This window comes from Neotabrizicola shimadae (assembly GCF_019623905.1).
GTDB classification, from domain to species: domain Bacteria; phylum Pseudomonadota; class Alphaproteobacteria; order Rhodobacterales; family Rhodobacteraceae; genus Neotabrizicola; species Neotabrizicola shimadae.
The window spans coordinates 362,007-379,143 of sequence record NZ_CP069370.1 but is presented as its reverse complement, the minus strand read 5'-3'; the positions used below and the strand labels follow the sequence as shown (position 1 = coordinate 379,143).

Here is a 17,137-nt window from a genome sequence, read left to right as displayed (position 1 = left end):
GGGAGAGACATGGCCCCGATCCGCCCGCCGTTTCGCGTTGTCGGCATCAGCTTCGATCACATGCACATGGGCGACCTGCTGCGGCAGGTGCATGAGCACCCCGAGGCCGAGATTGCCGGCATCTTCGACCCCGATCCCGCCCGGATGGCGGGTGCCATCGCCAACTTTGGCATCCCGCCGGAGCGGGTCTTCACGGATCTTGACGCCTGCATGGCGACGGCGAAGCCTGACCTGGCGATCCTTTGCGTCGCGACCGCCGCCCATGCGGATCATGCCGAGCGGCTGGCGGGTTACGGCGTGCATGTCTTCGTGGAGAAACCCTTTGCCGCCTCGGTCGCCGATGCGCGGCGGATGATCGCGGCCGTGGGGGCCACCGGGAAACTGCTGGCGGTGAACTGGCCGCTTCGGTGGGTGGAATCTCATGTCACCGCCAAGCGGCTGCTGGATCAGGGGATGATCGGCGGGCTGATCGAGGTGCATCACTACGGCGGCAACCGTGGGCCGCTGTATCACCTGGCCGACAAGGTGGAGGTCACGCCGGAAGAGGTGGAGCGGCAGAAGCCGGGCTCCTGGTGGTACAAGCGCGCCTCGGGCGGGGGGAGCCTGCTGGACTACCTCGGTTACGGCGCCACGCTTGGCACCTGGTACATGGACGGTCGCGCGCCGCTGGAGGTGACCTGCACGGTGGACGAAACCCCCGGCACCGAGGTGGACCAGCATTCCATCACCGTCTGCCGCTATGAGACCGGGCTTTCCAAGATGGAAACCCAGTGGGGCACCTTCACCGACCCCTGGGTGATCCAGCCGCAGCCGGCCTGCGGCTTCGTGCTGGTGGGCACGGAGGGCACCATCCGCAGCGAGGATTATGCCGATCACGTCATGGTGCAGACCCGCGCCCGGCCCGAACCCCACCCGATGCCGGCCGATCCGCTGCCCGCGGGCGAGCGCAACGCCATCGAGTATGTGCTGGGTTGCATCGCGCGGGGGGATCCGCTGACCGGCCCGCTGGACCCGGAGATCAGCCTTCTGGGCCAGCGCATCGTGGACAGCGCGGCCCTGTCGGCGCGCGAGAAGCGGACCGTGGCCCTGGTGCCATAGGATCAAGGGGAGCAGGGGCGATGCGGGTTCTGGTGGTGGGGCTGGGCAACATGGGGCAAAGCCACGCGCTGGCCCATCACCGGCTGGGATCGCAGATCGTGGGCCTTGTGAACCGCTCGCCCCGCGACCTGCCCCCCGAACTGGCAGGCTATCCGCGCTTTGCGACCTTCGCGGAAGGGTTGGCGCAGCGGCCTGACCTCGTGGTGATCGCCACCTACACCGACAGCCACGCCGCGCTGGCCGTTCGCGCGATGGAGGCTGGCGCGCATGTTTTCGTGGAAAAGCCGCTCGCCGCCACGGTGGACGAGGCAGAGCGGGTGATTGCCACCGCGCGGCGCCTGAGCCGCAAGCTGGTGGTCGGTTACATCCTGCGCCACCACCCGGCCTGGACCCGCCTGATCGAGGAAGCCCGCGCCCTGGGCGGGCCTTATGTATTTCGGATGAACCTGAACCAGCAGTCCAAGGGACACGAGTGGGAGGTCCACAAGGCACTGATGCGCACGACCTCGCCGCTGGTGGATTGCGGCGTGCATTATGTCGACGTCATGTGCCAGATCACCGATGCCGCGCCGGTCAGGGTGCAGGGCATGGGGCTGCGGCTTTCGGACGAGATCGCGCCCGAGATGTACAACTATGGCCAGTTGCAGGTGATCTTCGCCGACGGCTCGGTCGGCTGGTACGAGGCGGGATGGGGCCCGATGATGTCGGAAACCGCATTCTTCGTGAAGGACGTGGTCAGCCCCCAGGGCGCGGTCAGCATCGTGGACAGCGAGGGCGGGGCATCCTCGGATATCGACGGGCACACCAAGGTGGGCGGCCTGCTGGTGCACCGGCCGGCAGGCGACCGCAGGGTGGCCCTGCCGCCCGACCCCGGCCACCAGGGCCTGTGCGATGCCGAACAGGGCTTCGTGCTGCGCGCCATTGCCGAGGACCTGGACCTGACGCGACCCATGCAGGATGCGGTGCAGTCGCTGCGCATCTGCCTGGCCGCCGACGAAAGCATCCGCACCGGCCGCGTGGTGACACTGGAGGGCGCCTGACCGCGCGCCCCGCCCCGCCGCGGGCCTTGCGCGCAAGCCTGCCTGGGTCTATCGGCTGGTCCGATCCCTTCGAAAGCGCTGCCCCATGAAATTCCTTGACCTCGCCAAAGTCTATATCCGCTCGGGTGGCGGCGGGGCGGGCTGTGTCTCGTTCCGGCGCGAGAAGTTCATCGAATTCGGCGGGCCGGACGGCGGCGACGGTGGCAATGGCGGCTCGGTCTGGGCCGAGGCCGTGGAAGGGCTGAACACCCTGATCGACTTCCGCTACCAGCAGCATTTCTTCGCGAAAAGCGGCCAGCCCGGCATGGGCAACCAGAAGACCGGCAAGTCGGGCGACGACATCGTGCTGAAGGTGCCGGTGGGCACCGAGATCCTGGACGAGGACGAAGAGACGGTGATCGCCGACCTGGTGACCGTCGGCCAGCGTGTGCAACTGGCGCGCGGCGGCAATGGCGGTTTCGGCAACCTGCATTTCAAGACCTCGACCAACCGCGCGCCGGGCCGGGCCAATCCGGGGCAAGAGGGTGTGGAGCGCACGATCTGGCTGAGGCTGAAGCTGATCGCCGATGCCGGGCTGGTGGGGCTGCCCAATGCGGGCAAGTCCACCTTCCTGGCCGCCGTGTCGAACGCCCGGCCGAAGATCGCGGATTATCCCTTCACCACGCTGATCCCGAACCTTGGGGTGGTGGGCATCGACGGGGCCGAGTTCGTGATGGCCGACATTCCGGGCCTGATCGAGGGGGCAAGCGAGGGGCGCGGCCTTGGCACCCAGTTCCTGGCCCATGTGGAGCGGTGCAAGGTCCTGCTGCACCTGGTGGACGGGACCTCCTCGACCATCACCAAGGATTACCGGACCATCGTGCATGAGCTGGAGGCCTATGCCGAAGAGTTGGGCGACAAGCCGCGGGTGCTGGCGCTGAACAAGGTGGATGCGCTGGATGCCAAGACGATCTCGACCAGGCGGCGGGCTTTGGAAAAGGCCAGCGGCGGCGAGGTGCACGTAATCTCGGGCGTGACGGGGCGCGGGGTGCAGGAGGTGCTGCGGGCGCTTCATGCCCGGATCGGGGCGCAGGCGCCGGTGACGGAGGAGGACGGGCCGTGGCAGCCGTGATGCCGCTTTCCGCCCCCGACATCCGGGCGGCGCGGCGGCTGGTCATCAAGATCGGCTCGGCGCTGCTGGTGGACCGCAAGTCCGGGCTGAAGCAAGGCTGGCTGTCGGCGCTGGCACTGGACGTGGCCGAGGCCAAGGTGCGCGGCGCCGATGTGGTGCTGGTGTCCTCGGGGTCGATTGCCCTGGGGCGCAAGGTGCTGGGTCTGCCGGAGGGGCCGCTGACGCTGGAGCAATCTCAGGCGGCGGCGGCGGTTGGGCAGATCCGGCTGGCACGGGCCTACGAGGAGGTGCTGGCGCCGCATGGGATCACCACGGGCCAGGTGCTGGTGACGTTGGAGGATACCGAGGACCGGCGGCGGTATCTGAACAGCCGCGCCACGATGGAGACGCTCTTGGGTCTGGGCGTGGTGCCCATCGTGAACGAGAACGACACGGTGGCGACGGATGAGATCCGGTTCGGGGACAACGACCGGCTGGCGGCGCAGATCGCGGTGACGGTGGGGGCGGATCAGCTGATCCTGCTGTCGGACGTGGACGGGTTCTATTCGGCCAATCCGAAGGAGGACCCCACGGCGGAGCGGTTCGACCTGGTGGAGCGGATCACGCCCGAGATCGAGGCGATGGCGGGGGATCCGATCTCGGGCCTGTCGAAGGGCGGCATGAAGACCAAGCTGCTGGCCGCCAAGACCGCGGTGGCGGGGGGCTGCGCCATGGCGATCATGGAGGGGTCCGTGCTGCGGCCGCTGAAGGCACTGGCCGAGGGGGCGAACCGGACGTGGTTCGTGGCCCAGGGCGACCCGCAGGTGGCCCGCAAGCGGTGGATCAATGCCATGAAGCCCCGGGGGGAGCTGCGGCTGGATGCCGGGGCGGTGACGGCCTTGAAGGCGGGGAAGTCCCTGCTGCCGGCCGGGGTCACGGCGGTTTCGGGCAGCTTCGGGCGGGGCGATCCGGTGGCGATCCTGTCGCCCGAGGGGGTCGTGCTGGCCAAGGGGCTGGTCCGCTATACCGCCGCCGAGGCCAAGGCGATTGCCGGGCACCGGTCGGGCGAGATCGAGGGGATCCTGGGCTATGCCGGGCGGGCGGCGCTGGTCCACAGGGACGACCTGGTGATGTGAGCCTCAGGGCGTCCGAGCTCGGACGCCTTGACGGATTCAATGAAATCAACGACTTGCCTGATCCAATTAACTTGGACTTAACTTCTGGCCCTGCGCCGGGAGTGGCCGGGGCGTGGCCGCGGGCCTGACGCCTGTGGCGTTTGCCGCCCGCAGGGAGCGGGCGGCCCCCTGCCCTTTCGACAGGCGATTCCGGGGGCATTTCCGGGCTGCTGTGTGCCGGGCTGCGCGGCGGGTGAGAAAGGCGGCCAAGACGGGGCGCCCGCTCAGGGGTCTTTGCGGCCTTCCGAACCAACAGGGCAAACATCTGAAATCATGCAGGAATCAAAGGCAGAATAAGGTCGCGCGGCCTGCGCCATGCCCTGCCCGGCACCCAGATAACAAAACTATTCCCATATAGTATTACTTTTGCTAGCGTGATCGCCAGACCGGGGAGAGGAGCTTCGGTCCAACTTCTGGGAGGATACATGTCTGTCATCAAGAAGCTCGCGCTGGCCGCGGGCATCGGCGCCCTTTTGTCTTCGGCAGCCTGGGCTCAGGGCCTGGAAGGCAAGGTCGTGGGCTTTTCGCAGATCGGGTCGGAGTCGGGCTGGCGCGCCGCCGAAACCTCGGTCACCAAGCAGCAGGCCGAAGCCCGCGGCGTGGACCTGAAGTTCGCCGACGCGCAGCAGAAGCAGGAAAACCAGATCAAGGCGATCCGCGGCTTCATCGCGCAGGGCGTGGATGCGATCCTGGTCGCGCCCGTCGTGGCGACCGGCTGGGATGAAGTGCTGACCGAAGCCAAGGAAGCCAATATCCCGGTCATCCTGCTGGACCGCGGCATCGAGGCGCCCGAGGATCTGTACCTGACCTCGGTGGCCTCGGACCAGGTGAAGGAAGGCCGCGTGGCGGGCGAATGGCTGGTCGGCACCGTCGGCGACAAGCCCTGCAACGTGGTGGAACTTCAGGGCACCGTGGGTTCGTCGCCCGCGATCAACCGCAAGCAGGGCTTCGAGGAAGCCATCGCGGGCCATGCCAACATCACCATCGTGCGCAGCCAGACCGGCGACTTCACCCGGTCGAAGGGCAAAGAAGTGATGGAAGGCTTCCTGAAGGCCGAAGACGGCGGCAAGAACATCTGCGCCGTCTATGCCCACAACGACGACATGGCGGTAGGCGCCATCCAGGCGATCAAGGATGCCGGCCTGAAGCCGGGCTCGGACATCCTGGTCGTGTCGATCGACGCCGTGCCGGACATCTTCTCGGCCATGGTGGCGGGCGAGGCCAATGCCACGGTGGAACTGACGCCGAACATGGCCGGACCGGCCTTCGACGCGCTGGACGCCTATCTGAATGCCGGCACCGTGCCGCCGAAGTTCATCATCACCGAATCGAAGCTGTACACCCCGGCGGACAATCCCCAGTCCGAATACGACACCCGCAAGGGCCTGGGCTACTGAGCATGTCAGAGGCTGCCGCCGACCGGGACCCCCGGTCGGCGGCATTGCTTTCCCGTACAGGGCGGTCAAAGTCCTGAAGGGGAGAGGATGCGGGGGAAACATGGCGGACGTGAACACGGGCCCTGGCGCCGCGGTGCTGCAGGCGCACGGCATCTGCAAGGTGTTTGGCCAGCACCGGGCCCTGGACGGGGTGGATTTCGAAGCGCGGGCCGGCGAGGTTCATGCGCTTCTGGGCGAGAATGGCGCGGGAAAATCCACGCTGATCAAGATTTTGACCGGAGCCTATCAGCCTGACGAAGGCGAGGTTCTGGTGGACGGCGAAGCGGTCGCCTTTCGCGACCCCTTGCAGGCGCAGGCCGCAGGGATTGGCACGGTCTATCAGGAAGTGAACCTGCTGCCGAACCGGTCGGTGGCGGAAAACCTGTTCCTTGGGCGTCAGCCCACGCGGTTCGGCCTGGTGCGGAAATCGGCGATCGAGGCGAAGGCGCGCGAGGTCCTGTCGACCTATGGGCTGGAAATCGACGTGCGGGCCGAGTTGGGCACATTCTCGGTGGCCGTGCAGCAGGTCGTGGCCATTGCCCGCGCGGTGGAGCTTTCGGGCAAGGTGCTGGTTCTGGACGAGCCGACCGCGAGCCTGGACCGCAACGAGGTGAAGCGGCTGTTCGAGGTGGTCCAGCGGCTGAAGGCGCGGGGCCTGGCGATCATCTTCATCACCCATTTCCTGGATCAGGTCTTTGCGATTTCCGACCGCGTGACCATCCTGCGCAACGGGCGCAAGGTGGGCAGCGAGCGGCTGGATGCGCTGACGCCGACCTCGGTGGTGCGCATGATGCTGGGCAAGGATCTGGCCTTCGAGCATCACCCGACCGCGGTGGCCGAGGGCGCGACCGGGCCGGTGCGCGTGTCTTTCGAGGGGTTGGGCAAGGCGGGCCGCGTGGCGCCCTTCACCCTGGCCCTGCACGAGGGCGAGGTCGTGGGCGTAGCCGGGCTTCTGGGTTCCGGCCGGACCGAGATGGCGCGGCTGATGTTCGGCGTGGATCAGGCCGACAGCGGCCGGATCTCGGTGGGCGGCAAGCCCGCCACGATCCGCAATCCGGCGCAGGCGGTGGCGGCGGGCTTCGGCTTCTGCCCCGAGGACCGCAAGCTGGACGGCATCTTCGGCGACCTGTCGGTGCGCGAGAACATCATCATCGCGCTGCAGGCCAAGCTGGGCTGGTTCAAGGCGTTGAACCGCGACGAGCAGGACGAGATTGCCGGGCGCTTTGCCGAGGCGCTGGACATCCGGGCGGCCGATCATGACATGCCGGTGAAGCTGTTGTCGGGCGGCAACCAGCAGAAGGTGATCCTGGCGCGCTGGCTGGCCATCGACCCGAGTTTCCTGATCCTGGACGAGCCCACGCGCGGCATCGACGTGGGGGCACACGCAGAGATCGTGCGCACGATCAACCGGCTGCGCGAGGATGGGCTGGCACTTCTGGTGATCTCGTCGGAGCTGGACGAGGTGGTGGCCTATTCCAACCGCGTCGTGGTGATGCGCGAGCGCGAGATGGTGGCGGAGCTGACCGGCGAGGCGATCACGCCTTCGGTGATCGTCGCGGCCATTGCCGAACATACCGCGGAGGCAAGATGAGACGGGTTTCCCTGGCGGGCCTGGCCCGGCCGCAGTTTTCCGCGCTGGTGGCGGTGCTGTTGATCAACTGGATGCTGTTTCCGGGGTTCTTTGACATTTCCTGGCAGGATGGCCGGTTCTTCGGAAGTCTGATCGACGTGCTGAACCGGGGGGCGCCTGTGGCGATTCTGGCCATCGGCATGACCATGGTGATCGCGACCAAGGGCGTGGACCTTTCGGTCGGCGCGGTGATGGCGATTGCCGGGGCGGCGGCGGCGGTGATGGTGGTGGGCGGCTGGCCCGCCTGGCTGGCCGTGTTGGCGGCGCTGGCGGTCGGCATCCTGTGCGGGCTGTGGAACGGCGCGCTGGTCACCCTCTTGGACATGCAGCCCATCGTGGCGACGCTGGTCTTGATGGTGGCCGGGCGGGGCCTGGCGCAGCTGATCACCGAGGGCTTCATCGTGACCTTCACCGATCCGGTGCTGATCTTCATCGGGACCGGGTCGTTCATGGGCTTTCCCATGCCCGTCGTGATTGCCTTCACGCTGATGGTGCTGACCACGCTGGCGGTGCGTCGCACGGCGCTTGGGCTTCTGATCGAGGCGGTGGGGGTGAATCGGTCGGCGGCGCGGTTTGCGGGGATTTCCAGCCGGCTTCTCTTGATCATGGTCTATGCCTTCGCGGGGTTCTGCGCCGCGATTTCCGGCCTGATCGTGACCGGCGACATCCGGGGGGCAGATGCGAACAACGCCGGGCTCTGGCTGGAGCTGGACGCGATCCTGGACGTGGTGATCGGGGGGACCTCGCTTCTGGGCGGGCGGTTCTCGATCCCGATGTCGGTCGTGGGGGCGCTGATCATCCAGGCGATGAACACGGGCATCCTGATTTCGGGCTTTTCGCCGGAGTTCAACCTGGTGGTGAAGTCGGGGGTGATCATCCTGATCCTTGTGCTGCAATCGCCGATGGCGGCGGGGTTGTTCCGCCGCCGCAGTGCCGCGAAGCCGGCCCAGGGAAAGACGAGCCCATGAACCGCAGCCTTCGTCCGCTGGCGGCGACCGCCGCGATCTTCGTGCTGGCCTATCTGGCGGCGGTGACGATCTATCCCGGCATGTTCTCGACCCGGGTGCTGGGGAATTTCCTGACCGACAACGCCTTCCTGGGGATCGCGGCGGTGGGGATGACCTTCGTGATCCTGTCGGGGGGGATCGACCTTTCGGTGGGGGCGGTGATCGGCTTCACCACCGTGCTGATTGCGGTGCTGATCATGTGGGTCGGGCTGCATCCGCTGGCGGCCTTTGCCGTGGCGCTGGCCGTGGCGGCGGCGTTCGGGGCGGCGATGGGGGCGGCGATCCATTACCTGAAGGTGCCCTCCTTCATCGTGACGCTGGCGGGCATGTTCCTGGCGCGCGGCGGGGCTTCGGTGCTGTCGCCCGATTCCATCGGCATCAAGCACGAGTTCTACACGGCGGTGTCGAAGTCCTACCTGCTCTTGCCGGGCGGCGGGCGGCTGACGGTGGTGGGGGGGATCATGCTGGCGGTGTTCCTGGTGGGGATGCTGCTGGCGCACCGCACGCGGTTCGGGTCCTATGTCTACGCCATCGGCGGGTCCGAGACCTCGGCGGCGCTGATGGGGGTGCCGATGGCGCGGACCACGATCCAGATCTACATGCTGTCATCCACGCTGGCGGGCCTGGCCGGGATCGTGTTCTCGCTTTACACCTCGGCCGGCTATTCGCTGTCGGCGCTTGGGGTCGAACTGGATGCCATCGCGGCGGTCGTGATCGGCGGCACGCTGCTGACCGGGGGATACGGCTTTGTCGCCGGCACCTTCATCGGGGTGATGCTGCAGGGGCTGGTGCAGACCTACATCGTCTTCGACGGCACGCTGAGCAGTTGGTGGACCAAGATTGTCATCGGCGCGCTTCTGTTTATGTTCATCGTGCTGCAGCGGCTGATCTTCACCGCCTCGGCGCCCCGCAGGAAGGTTCTCTGGAAGACCTGAGATGAGCGAACCCGGGAGCCTGATACGTGCGCTCTCCGGGCGTCCCTCGGCTCGCAACTACCATTCCTATGTGATCTCGGAGCTGGGGGTCGGCATCGCCTCGGGGCGGTTTCCCATCGGGTCCATCCTGCCGAACGAGACCGAGATCATGGACAGCTACGGCGTGTCGCGCACCGTGCTGCGCGAGGCGCTGAAGACGCTGGAGGCGAAGGGACTGGTGGAGGCGCGCGCCAAGGTGGGCACGCGTGTGCTGCCGCGCAACCGGTGGAACCTGTACGACCGGCAGGTGCTGTCCTGGATTCACGAGGCCGGGCCGGATGCGGCCTTCCTGGCGAGCTTTTTCGTGGTGCGCCGGATGATCGAGACGCAGGCGGCGGCCGATGCCGCATTGCACCGCACCGCCGATCATGTGCGGATGCTGCAATACTGGCTGAACCAGCGCCATGCCACGACGGGGATGCCCGAACCCCATGCGCTGGCCGAGTTCGAGCTGCATCGCACGATCTGCGAGGCAAGCCAGAATCCCTTTCTGCGCGCGGCGACCGGAATCGTGGAATTCGGCATCGCCCGGGCCATCATGGGGCGGATCGCCCTGTTTCCCGATGACCTGGCAAGCGAGAAGGCAGCCGGTTATGCCGAACTGGCCCGGGCCATCGAGGCGGGCGAGGCCGAGACGGCGCGCGCAGCCATGGTCGGCCTATTAGCCCTGGACGAGCGGCGGTCCTGAAACCTATTCCGCGCTGTCGGCGCGCCAGAAGGGCTGGCGCAGGCGGAAGCCTGTCCAGATGTCGGCGGCCGTCCGGGTTGCCTCGGCCGCTTCTTCCGGGTCTCCGGTCGCAACGCCACGTTCGGCGGCGAGCTTGAGATCGCAGTAGCGGCCAAGCGCATCCTGCATGGCGCGCAGGTCGTCTGCCCAGGCGGCCTCGGCCAGACCGGGCCAGAGCGGGCCAAAATAGTCCACCAGATAGCGCAGCCGCTTGATGCGCTTGCGCAGGTCGTGCAGCACCTCGTCCGGCATGGTCAGGATGTCCGGGCCGTCGGCAGCACAGGCAGACCAGCTGCGGTCCAGCGCATCGCGCGCCAAGGTGGTAGCGGGCTTTTCGGCGAGCTTCCGGGCCGCGCGGCCCCTGCCTTGCCACTCGCCCGTGGCCACCAGCGATTCGAGCTGTGCTGCGAAGGCCAGCGCCCGGGCGTCGCGCAGGTCGTGCCGGATGCGGGCGCGCACCCCGGCTGCGGCTTCGGCCAGTTGCACCCGTTCGAGGCGTGGGCCGACAAAGGCGTCGAGCAGCACATCGGCATCGCGGATTTCGCCCAGCATCAGGAAAAGCGCGCGCGCCCGGTCGTTCAGCCTGTCTGCCACCTTGCGCCGCAGGATCGGCCGAAACGCCCAGACCGCCGAACGCAGGCGGCGCAGCGCGACGCGGGCGCGGTGAGGGCCTTCGGGATCGTCGGTCAACATGGTTGCGGCAAGCCCCGCGGCAAAGGCATGGGCTTCGCGGTCGAGGACGGTTGCACAGAGTCCGGCGGCGGTCATGTCGGGAAGGATGGCAAACGGGTCGGTCTTCGGGGACACGGCAGGGCCACTCTGATGCCCGAAAGGGCTGGTCACAGGGTGCACCTGCCGCGCGCCGCGATCAAGCGGCAGCTTGCCGCGATTTGCATCGCGGCGCGGCTTGAGGCATGAGGGGACATGCTTGACGACAGCGACGCCCCTGACGACATCCATCCGCTCTTTCACGGGGCGCCCTCGTCCACCGAGTTTCGCAAGCTGCGCAAGCGGCTGGTGCGCGAAACGCGCGAGGCGATCGAGACCTATGGCATGGCGCGGCGCGGCGATCGCTGGCTGGTCTGCCTTTCGGGCGGCAAGGACAGCTACACGCTTCTGGCGGTGCTGCACGAGCTGAAATGGCGCGGGCTTCTGCCGGTGGACCTGCTGGCCTGCAACCTGGACCAGGGTCAGCCCGGCTTTCCGGCGACGGTTCTGCCCGAGTTCCTGACCCGGATGGGGGTGGAGCACCGCATCGAATACCAGGACACCTATTCGGTGGTGACGTCCAAGATCGCGCCTGGCGGCACGATGTGTTCGCTGTGTTCGCGGCTGCGGCGCGGGAACCTGTATCGCATCGCGCGGGAAGAGGGCTGTTCGACGGTGGTGCTGGGCCATCACCGCGACGACATTCTTGAGACCTTCTTCATGAACCTGTTCCACGGCGGGCGGCTGGCCGCGATGCCGCCGCGACTGCTGAACGAAGAGGGCGACCTCTTCGTCGCGCGTCCTCTGGCCTATGTGGCCGAGGCGGATTGCGAGAAATTCGCGCGGGCGATGGGATACCCGATCATCCCTTGCGACCTGTGCGGCAGCCAGGAAGGCTTGCAGCGGGCGCAGGTGAAGAAGCTGCTGGATGAATGGGAGGCGCGCAGTCCCGGCCGGCGACAGGTGATGTTCCGCGCGTTGATGAACGTGCGGCCCTCGCATCTGGCGGACCCGGCGCTGTTCGACTTTGCCGCGCTGGCGCTGGCGGACGCGGCTGCGAGCGGGGACGTGCCTGACCTGCGCGACTGAGCGCATCGTTTCAAATGCGATGGAACTTGCGGGGCGGGGTTTACCTTCCCTTGGGGAAATCGGCCGACCCTGCACGCGACCCGGCATGATGCCGGGGGTTCGGGGGTGTCGGATGGCGCGGCAGGCAGTCGATCTGGTGGTTCGGGAACTGGCCCGCCTGGGGGCACTGCTGCGCAGGCCCGAACTGATGGTCTTCCTGCCGGCGGCCACGCTGGCGGGCTTCTGGCTGGGGGGCGAAAGCGCGCTGATCCTGCTGGCGCTTGGCCTGCCCATGGTCTTTGTCATGGCAGGGGCGTTCCGCTTTCCCACGGCCGCGACCGCGGATGACGGCGTCATGCTGCGTTCCCAGGTGCTGAGGCGGCTGGAGGCGGCGCTGTCGGGCGACGGTCCCGACCATGCGGCCTGCCTCGTGGTGCAGTTCGACGACATGGCGCGGCTGGTGGACCGGCACGGCCGCACGGCCCAGGTCGAGGTGCTGCAGCAGGCGGCCAACCGGGCAATGGCGGCGCTGCGCCGGTCTGACCGGGTGGCCGCGCTGGAAGGCGGCGGCTTTGCCGTGGCGCTGATGGGCACGCGGCGGATGGATCTGGAAACCTGCGTGCAGGTGGCGGCGCGGCTGCAGGCGGCGCTTGCGGCGCCCTACCCGGTGGGGGGACTGACGATTGCCGCCTCGTGTTCGGTGGGGATCTGCCCCGGCGGACGCAGTCCTGCGCTGCGGGCGCAAGCCTTGCTGGATGCCGCGCAGATCGCGGCGGACGAGGCGCTGTCCGCGGGGCCGAACGCGATCCGCGTCTTCGCAGCGGAAATGGCACAGCGCCAGGGCCAGCGCCGGGTGGAGCGAGAGACGCTGGAAGCCGCGCTGGACGAGGGCCAGATCCGCGCGCATTTCCAGCCGCAACTGAACACCGACACCGGCGCGGTTTCGGGGTTCGAGGCGCTGGCGCGCTGGCATCACCCCAAGCGGGGGATCCTCGCCCCGGCCGAGTTCCTGCCTGCAATCCACGCGGCCGGCCTTGCGGAACGGCTGCACGAAGCGATGCTGTTCCAGGCCCTCAGCGCGCTGAAGCGGTGGGATGCGGCGGGGCTGACGGTGCCCTGCGTCGCCATCAACGCCTCGGCCGAGGTGCTGCGCGACCCGCTTCTGGCCGACAAGCTGCGGTGGGAGCTGGACAGGTTCGGCCTGGCGCCCGAACGGCTGGGGATCGAGGTGCTGGAATCCGTCTTTGCCGAAACCGACGACGATGCGCTGGTGGGCAACATCGCGGCGCTGGCGCGGCTTGGCTGTGGGCTTGACCTGGATGACTTCGGCACGGGCCATGCCTCGATCACCTCGATCCGCCGCTTTTCGATCCGCCGGATCAAGATCGACCGCAGCTTCGTGGCCCGCGCGGACGAGGAGGCCGACCAGCGGCGGATGCTGGCGGCGATCCTGTCGATGGCGGAACAGCTGGGGGTCGAGACGCTGGCCGAGGGGGTGGAAAGTCCCGCACTGCACGCGTTGTGTGCGCAACTGGGCTGCCGGCATGTGCAGGGCTATGCCATCGCCCGGCCGATGCCCCTGGAGGATACGATCGACTGGCTGCGCGCCCAGGAGCAGCGCCGCCAGCCCACCCCCCGCATCGGCCACCGCGCGGGATAGCGGCTGACGACCCGCCGCGCACCGAACGTGCCGCAGATTCGGGGCATGGGCCCGGTCATGGACGGCCAGCGGTTTGATGAGGCCCGGCAGGATGCAGGCAAAGCGGCTGCTCTGGCGGGGTGCCGCGGGGTTTCCGGGAATCCCCTTGACCTTTGCCCCCCCCTTCTGTTGAAGCACCGGGATCAATGTCTGAACGGTGGCTGTCCTCATGGACGATCAGAACAAGAACCTCATCCTCGCAACTGCGCTCAGCTTCATCGTGCTTCTGGTGTGGTTCGTGCTGTTCCCGCCGCCCGATCCGGTGCAGCAGACCGAGGTGCCCGACCTGCCGGCCGCCACGCAGGCCGATGCCACCGCGACGGCCCCGGCCGCCAATGTGACCACTCCGGCCACCGAAGCCGTGGCCGATGCGCCGCGGGTGAAGATCGACACGCCGGAACTGGAAGGCTCGATCTCGCTGGCCGGCGCGCGCATCGACGACCTCTTGCTGCGCAGTTACCGCGAGACGCTGGCGGCCGACTCGCCGCTGGTGCGCCTGTTCTCGCCCGTGGGTGTCACCGAAAACGGCGCGCAGCCCTATTACGCCGTCTTCGGCTGGGGCCCCGCCGGTGCGCTGGCCGCGACCGAGGTGCCCGATGCCCATACGCTGTGGCAAGCCCCGGCCGGTGCGACGCTGACCGTCGACACACCGCTGACGCTGACCTGGACCAGCCCGGCCGGCCTGGCCTATGCGCGCACCATCGCGGTGGACCAGCACTACATGTTCACCGTGACCGACAAGGTCACCAACCCCGGCGCCGAGCCGGTGTCGCTGTTTCCCTATGGGATCGTGGCGCGCCACGGCCTGCCCGCCGGGCTGCAGAACTTCTTCGTGCTGCACGAGGGCGTTGTCGGCCGCACCGATGGCGAGCTGACCGAACTGAAGTACAAGGACATCGCCGACCTGGACCGGAACGAGCGCGAGGGCGCGCTGGCCCAGATTTCCGAGGCGCAGACCGACGGCTGGATCGGCTTCACCGACAAGTACTGGATGTCCACGCTGATCCCGCAGCAGGGCGCGCCCTTCACCTCGGTGGTGAAGTACCTGCCCCAGGCCGAGATCTACCAGACCGAGACGCGCCAGCCCGTCGTCACCGTGGCGCCGGGGCAGAGCGTGGAAAGCGCGACGCGGCTGTTCGCCGGCGCGAAGGAATGGGAAACCATCCGCAACTACCAGAACGAGCCCGGCGCCATCGCCAGCCTGTTCGGCGCCAAGCCGAACCCCGATCTTCAGCCTGTGCCCGGCTTCATCGACTCGATCGACTGGGGCTGGTTCTACTTCCTGACCAAGCCGATCTTCTTCGTGCTGCACTTCCTGCACGGCCTGATCGGCAACATGGGCCTGGCGATCATTGCCCTGACTTTCGTTCTGAAGGTGCTGGTGCTGCCTCTGGCCTATAAATCCTATGTCTCGATGGCGCGGATGAAGGAGCTGCAGCCCGAGATGGAGGCGCTGAAAGAGCGCGCGGGCGAGGACAAGCAGAAGCTGCAGCGCGAGATGATGCAGCTTTACAAGGACAAGAAGGTGAACCCCGCCGCGGGCTGCCTTCCGATCCTGATCCAGATCCCCATCTTCTTCTCGCTGTACAAGGTGATCTTCGTCACCATCGAACTGCGTCACGCGCCGTTCTTCGGCTGGCTGCGCGACCTGTCGGCGCCCGACCCCTCGTCGCTGTTCAACCTGTTCGGCCTCTTGCCCTGGGCGGCGCCGGCGCATGGCAGCCTGCTTGCGCTGATCTTCATCGGCGTGCTGCCGATCCTTCTGGGCATCTCGATGTGGCTGCAGCAGAAGCTGAACCCCACGCCCACCGACCCGGCGCAGGCGGCGATCTTTGCCTGGATGCCCTGGATCTTTATGTTCATGCTGGGCGGCTTCGCCTCGGGCCTGGTGCTGTACTGGATCACCAACAACACCATCACCTTCGCCCAGCAATACGCGATCATGACGAGCCACGGCCACAAGCCCGACCTGTTCGGCAACATCAAGTCCGGGCTGAAGCGCAAGCCCAAGGCCGAACCGGCGCCCCCTGCCCCGGCCAAGAAGGGACCGTCGAAGAAATGAGCGGACAAGACCCGGTCGGGCGGCTGGCACTTCTGTGCCGCCACCCGATCAAGTCCATCGGCTACGAGGAAATCCAGCGCGCGGTCCTGACCCCGGACCGCGCGTTTCCCTTCGACCGGGAATGGTCGGTGGCCCATGATGCCGCGCGCTTCGGGGCGCGGCCGGACGACTGGGCGCCGAAGATGAACTTCGTGCGAGGCTGGGCCGCGCCCGCGCTGATGGCCGTGACCTGCCGGTCGGACGAGTCCGCGCGCCGGCTGCGCCTGTCGCATCCCGACTGCCCAGACCTCGACATCGCGCCCGACGATGCGGCCGACCAGGCCCGGCTGATCGCCTGGCTGCGCCCGCTCTGGCCCGAAAACCGGCCTGATCCCGCGCATGTGGTCCATCTGCCCGGCCGCCCGATGACCGATGTGCCAGAGCCTTTCGTTGCCGTGCTGTCGCTGTCCTCTCTGGCCGATCTGTCGGCGCGGATGGGGCAGGACCTGTCGCCCCACCGCTTTCGCGGCAATCTCTGGGTGGACGGCTGGGAGCCCTGGGCCGAGTTTGGCCTGGTAGGGCAAGAGATCACGGTGGGCGCCGTCCGCCTGCGGATCGAGGCGCGCATCACCCGCTGCCGCGCCACCTGCGCCAACCCGGCCACCGGGCGGCACGATGCCGAGGTGCTGCAAGCCCTGGACGCAGGCTTTGGCCACGAAGATTTCGGCGTCTATGCCAGGGTGATCGGCGGCGGTGCCGTGACCCTGGGCGATGCCGTGGAGAGAGCATGACCAGCCTGACCTTCACCCTTGCCCCCGAACCCGATGACGCCGCGCGTGAAGCCGGGCGGCTTCTGTTCGCCGGTCCCGTGGATTTCGTGAAGGGCGTGACCGGCATGGCGGGCCTGCCCCCGGCCGACCGGGTCGAGGTCTGTTTTGCGGGCCGGTCGAACGTGGGCAAGTCCAGCCTGATCAACGCGCTGACCAACCGCAAGAATCTGGCGCGCGCCTCGAACACGCCAGGGCGGACGCAGGAAATCAACTACTTCGCGCTTGGCGACAGCCGTTACATGGTGGACCTTCCGGGCTATGGCTATGCCGAGGCGCCCGTGGCGATTGTCGCCAAGTGGCAGGCTCTCTTGAAAAGCTATCTTGCCGGGCGCCAGACGCTGCGCCGGGCCTTCGTGCTGATCGACATGCGCCACGGCATCAAGGCGGTGGACGAAGAAATCCTGGGGCTTCTGGACAAGTCGGCCGTCACCTTCCAGACCGTGATCACCAAGGCCGACAAGGTGAACCGCGAGACGCGGGACGAAACCATCGCCCAGGTGAAGGCCGCACTGGCCAAGCATCCGGCCGCCTATCCCGAAATCGTGGTGACAAGCTCGGAAAAGGGCGAGGGGATCGAGACCTTGCGCGCCGTGATCGCCGGGCTGGAATAGGGC

General features: G+C 67.6%; 15 protein-coding genes. 14 read left to right on the top strand and 1 reads right to left on the bottom strand.

Features of this window, described 5'->3' with window-relative positions; genetic code table 11:
* Window positions 1-9: 9 nt before the first annotated feature.
* The 9 genes from JO391_RS01845 (at window position 10) to JO391_RS01805 (ending at window position 10,138) form a co-directional block, all read left to right on the top strand.
* Window positions 10-1,098: a Gfo/Idh/MocA family protein gene (locus JO391_RS01845; RefSeq protein WP_220662520.1), complete on the top strand. Its 1,089-nt coding sequence runs from the start codon at window positions 10-12 to the stop codon at window positions 1,096-1,098.
* Between the two features lie 20 nt (window positions 1,099-1,118).
* The gene (locus JO391_RS01840) at window positions 1,119-2,138 is read left to right on the top strand and encodes a Gfo/Idh/MocA family protein (protein WP_220662519.1); all 1,020 of its coding nucleotides are present in this window, start codon (window positions 1,119-1,121) and stop codon (window positions 2,136-2,138) included.
* Between the two features lie 85 nt (window positions 2,139-2,223).
* Complete coding sequence (gene obgE / locus JO391_RS01835; RefSeq protein WP_220662518.1) at window positions 2,224-3,249, top strand: GTPase ObgE; 1,026 nt, start codon at window positions 2,224-2,226, stop codon at window positions 3,247-3,249.
* Window positions 3,249-4,364, top strand: coding sequence for a glutamate 5-kinase (gene proB / locus JO391_RS01830; protein WP_220664401.1), 1,116 nt, complete (start codon window positions 3,249-3,251; stop codon window positions 4,362-4,364). The genes obgE and proB overlap by 1 nt, the downstream gene beginning before the upstream one ends.
* Window positions 4,365-4,828: 464 nt before the next feature.
* A complete protein-coding gene (gene ytfQ / locus JO391_RS01825) occupies window positions 4,829-5,800 on the top strand; it encodes a galactofuranose ABC transporter, galactofuranose-binding protein YtfQ (protein ID WP_220662517.1) in 972 nt (323 codons plus the stop codon).
* Window positions 5,801-5,900: 100 nt separating this feature from the next.
* The gene (locus JO391_RS01820; RefSeq protein ID WP_220662516.1) at window positions 5,901-7,430 is read left to right on the top strand and encodes a sugar ABC transporter ATP-binding protein; all 1,530 of its coding nucleotides are present in this window, start codon (window positions 5,901-5,903) and stop codon (window positions 7,428-7,430) included.
* Complete coding sequence (locus tag JO391_RS01815; RefSeq protein ID WP_220662515.1) at window positions 7,427-8,437, top strand: ABC transporter permease; 1,011 nt, start codon at window positions 7,427-7,429, stop codon at window positions 8,435-8,437. The genes JO391_RS01820 and JO391_RS01815 overlap by 4 nt, the downstream gene beginning before the upstream one ends.
* The gene (yjfF, locus tag JO391_RS01810) at window positions 8,434-9,411 is read left to right on the top strand and encodes a galactofuranose ABC transporter, permease protein YjfF (RefSeq protein ID WP_220662514.1); all 978 of its coding nucleotides are present in this window, start codon (window positions 8,434-8,436) and stop codon (window positions 9,409-9,411) included. Before JO391_RS01815 ends, yjfF begins: the two co-directional genes overlap by 4 nt.
* 1 nt (window position 9,412) lies before the next feature.
* The gene (locus JO391_RS01805; protein ID WP_220662513.1) at window positions 9,413-10,138 is read left to right on the top strand and encodes a FadR/GntR family transcriptional regulator; all 726 of its coding nucleotides are present in this window, start codon (window positions 9,413-9,415) and stop codon (window positions 10,136-10,138) included.
* Window positions 10,139-10,141: 3 nt separating this feature from the next.
* On the opposite strand, the gene JO391_RS01800 is transcribed toward JO391_RS01805, so the two are convergent.
* Complete coding sequence (locus tag JO391_RS01800) at window positions 10,142-10,984, bottom strand: CHAD domain-containing protein (RefSeq protein WP_220662512.1); 843 nt, start codon at window positions 10,982-10,984, stop codon at window positions 10,142-10,144.
* A gap of 117 nt (window positions 10,985-11,101) precedes the next feature.
* Between JO391_RS01800 and ttcA the strand changes: the two genes are divergently transcribed.
* The 5 genes from ttcA (at window position 11,102) to yihA (ending at window position 17,134) form a co-directional block, all read left to right on the top strand.
* Window positions 11,102-11,974 carry a tRNA 2-thiocytidine(32) synthetase TtcA gene (gene ttcA / locus JO391_RS01795; protein ID WP_220662511.1) on the top strand — a complete coding sequence of 291 codons (873 nt, stop codon included), beginning with the start codon at window positions 11,102-11,104 and terminating at the stop codon, window positions 11,972-11,974.
* A gap of 112 nt (window positions 11,975-12,086) precedes the next feature.
* Window positions 12,087-13,613, top strand: coding sequence for a bifunctional diguanylate cyclase/phosphodiesterase (locus JO391_RS01790; RefSeq protein ID WP_220662510.1), 1,527 nt, complete (start codon window positions 12,087-12,089; stop codon window positions 13,611-13,613).
* 208 nt (window positions 13,614-13,821) lie between these two features.
* On the top strand, window positions 13,822-15,714 hold the full coding sequence (gene yidC, locus JO391_RS01785) for a membrane protein insertase YidC (RefSeq protein ID WP_220662509.1): 1,893 nt from the start codon (window positions 13,822-13,824) through the stop codon (window positions 15,712-15,714).
* Window positions 15,711-16,484 carry an MOSC domain-containing protein gene (locus JO391_RS01780; RefSeq protein WP_220662508.1) on the top strand — a complete coding sequence of 258 codons (774 nt, stop codon included), beginning with the start codon at window positions 15,711-15,713 and terminating at the stop codon, window positions 16,482-16,484. Before yidC ends, JO391_RS01780 begins: the two co-directional genes overlap by 4 nt.
* Complete coding sequence (yihA, locus tag JO391_RS01775; protein WP_220662507.1) at window positions 16,481-17,134, top strand: ribosome biogenesis GTP-binding protein YihA/YsxC; 654 nt, start codon at window positions 16,481-16,483, stop codon at window positions 17,132-17,134. Before JO391_RS01780 ends, yihA begins: the two co-directional genes overlap by 4 nt.
* Window positions 17,135-17,137 lie beyond the last annotated feature (3 nt).

What these genes read in the sequence shown, in the direction of transcription:
- yjfF (WP_220662514.1), top strand. Translation starts at nt 8,434, where the DNA reads ATGAACCGCAGCCTTCGTCCGCTGGCGGCGACCGCCGCGATCTTCGTG.
- JO391_RS01845 (WP_220662520.1), top strand. Translation starts at nt 10, where the DNA reads ATGGCCCCGATCCGCCCGCCGTTTCGCGTTGTCGGCATCAGCTTCGAT.
- JO391_RS01780 (WP_220662508.1), top strand. Translation starts at nt 15,711, where the DNA reads ATGAGCGGACAAGACCCGGTCGGGCGGCTGGCACTTCTGTGCCGCCAC.
- ytfQ (WP_220662517.1), top strand. Translation starts at nt 4,829, where the DNA reads ATGTCTGTCATCAAGAAGCTCGCGCTGGCCGCGGGCATCGGCGCCCTT.
- proB (WP_220664401.1), top strand. Translation starts at nt 3,249, where the DNA reads ATGCCGCTTTCCGCCCCCGACATCCGGGCGGCGCGGCGGCTGGTCATC.
- JO391_RS01820 (WP_220662516.1), top strand. Translation starts at nt 5,901, where the DNA reads ATGGCGGACGTGAACACGGGCCCTGGCGCCGCGGTGCTGCAGGCGCAC.
- obgE (WP_220662518.1), top strand. Translation starts at nt 2,224, where the DNA reads ATGAAATTCCTTGACCTCGCCAAAGTCTATATCCGCTCGGGTGGCGGC.
- JO391_RS01790 (WP_220662510.1), top strand. Translation starts at nt 12,087, where the DNA reads ATGGCGCGGCAGGCAGTCGATCTGGTGGTTCGGGAACTGGCCCGCCTG.
- yihA (WP_220662507.1), top strand. Translation starts at nt 16,481, where the DNA reads ATGACCAGCCTGACCTTCACCCTTGCCCCCGAACCCGATGACGCCGCG.
- JO391_RS01840 (WP_220662519.1), top strand. Translation starts at nt 1,119, where the DNA reads ATGCGGGTTCTGGTGGTGGGGCTGGGCAACATGGGGCAAAGCCACGCG.
- yidC (WP_220662509.1), top strand. Translation starts at nt 13,822, where the DNA reads ATGGACGATCAGAACAAGAACCTCATCCTCGCAACTGCGCTCAGCTTC.
- JO391_RS01815 (WP_220662515.1), top strand. Translation starts at nt 7,427, where the DNA reads ATGAGACGGGTTTCCCTGGCGGGCCTGGCCCGGCCGCAGTTTTCCGCG.
- JO391_RS01805 (WP_220662513.1), top strand. Translation starts at nt 9,413, where the DNA reads ATGAGCGAACCCGGGAGCCTGATACGTGCGCTCTCCGGGCGTCCCTCG.
- ttcA (WP_220662511.1), top strand. Translation starts at nt 11,102, where the DNA reads ATGCTTGACGACAGCGACGCCCCTGACGACATCCATCCGCTCTTTCAC.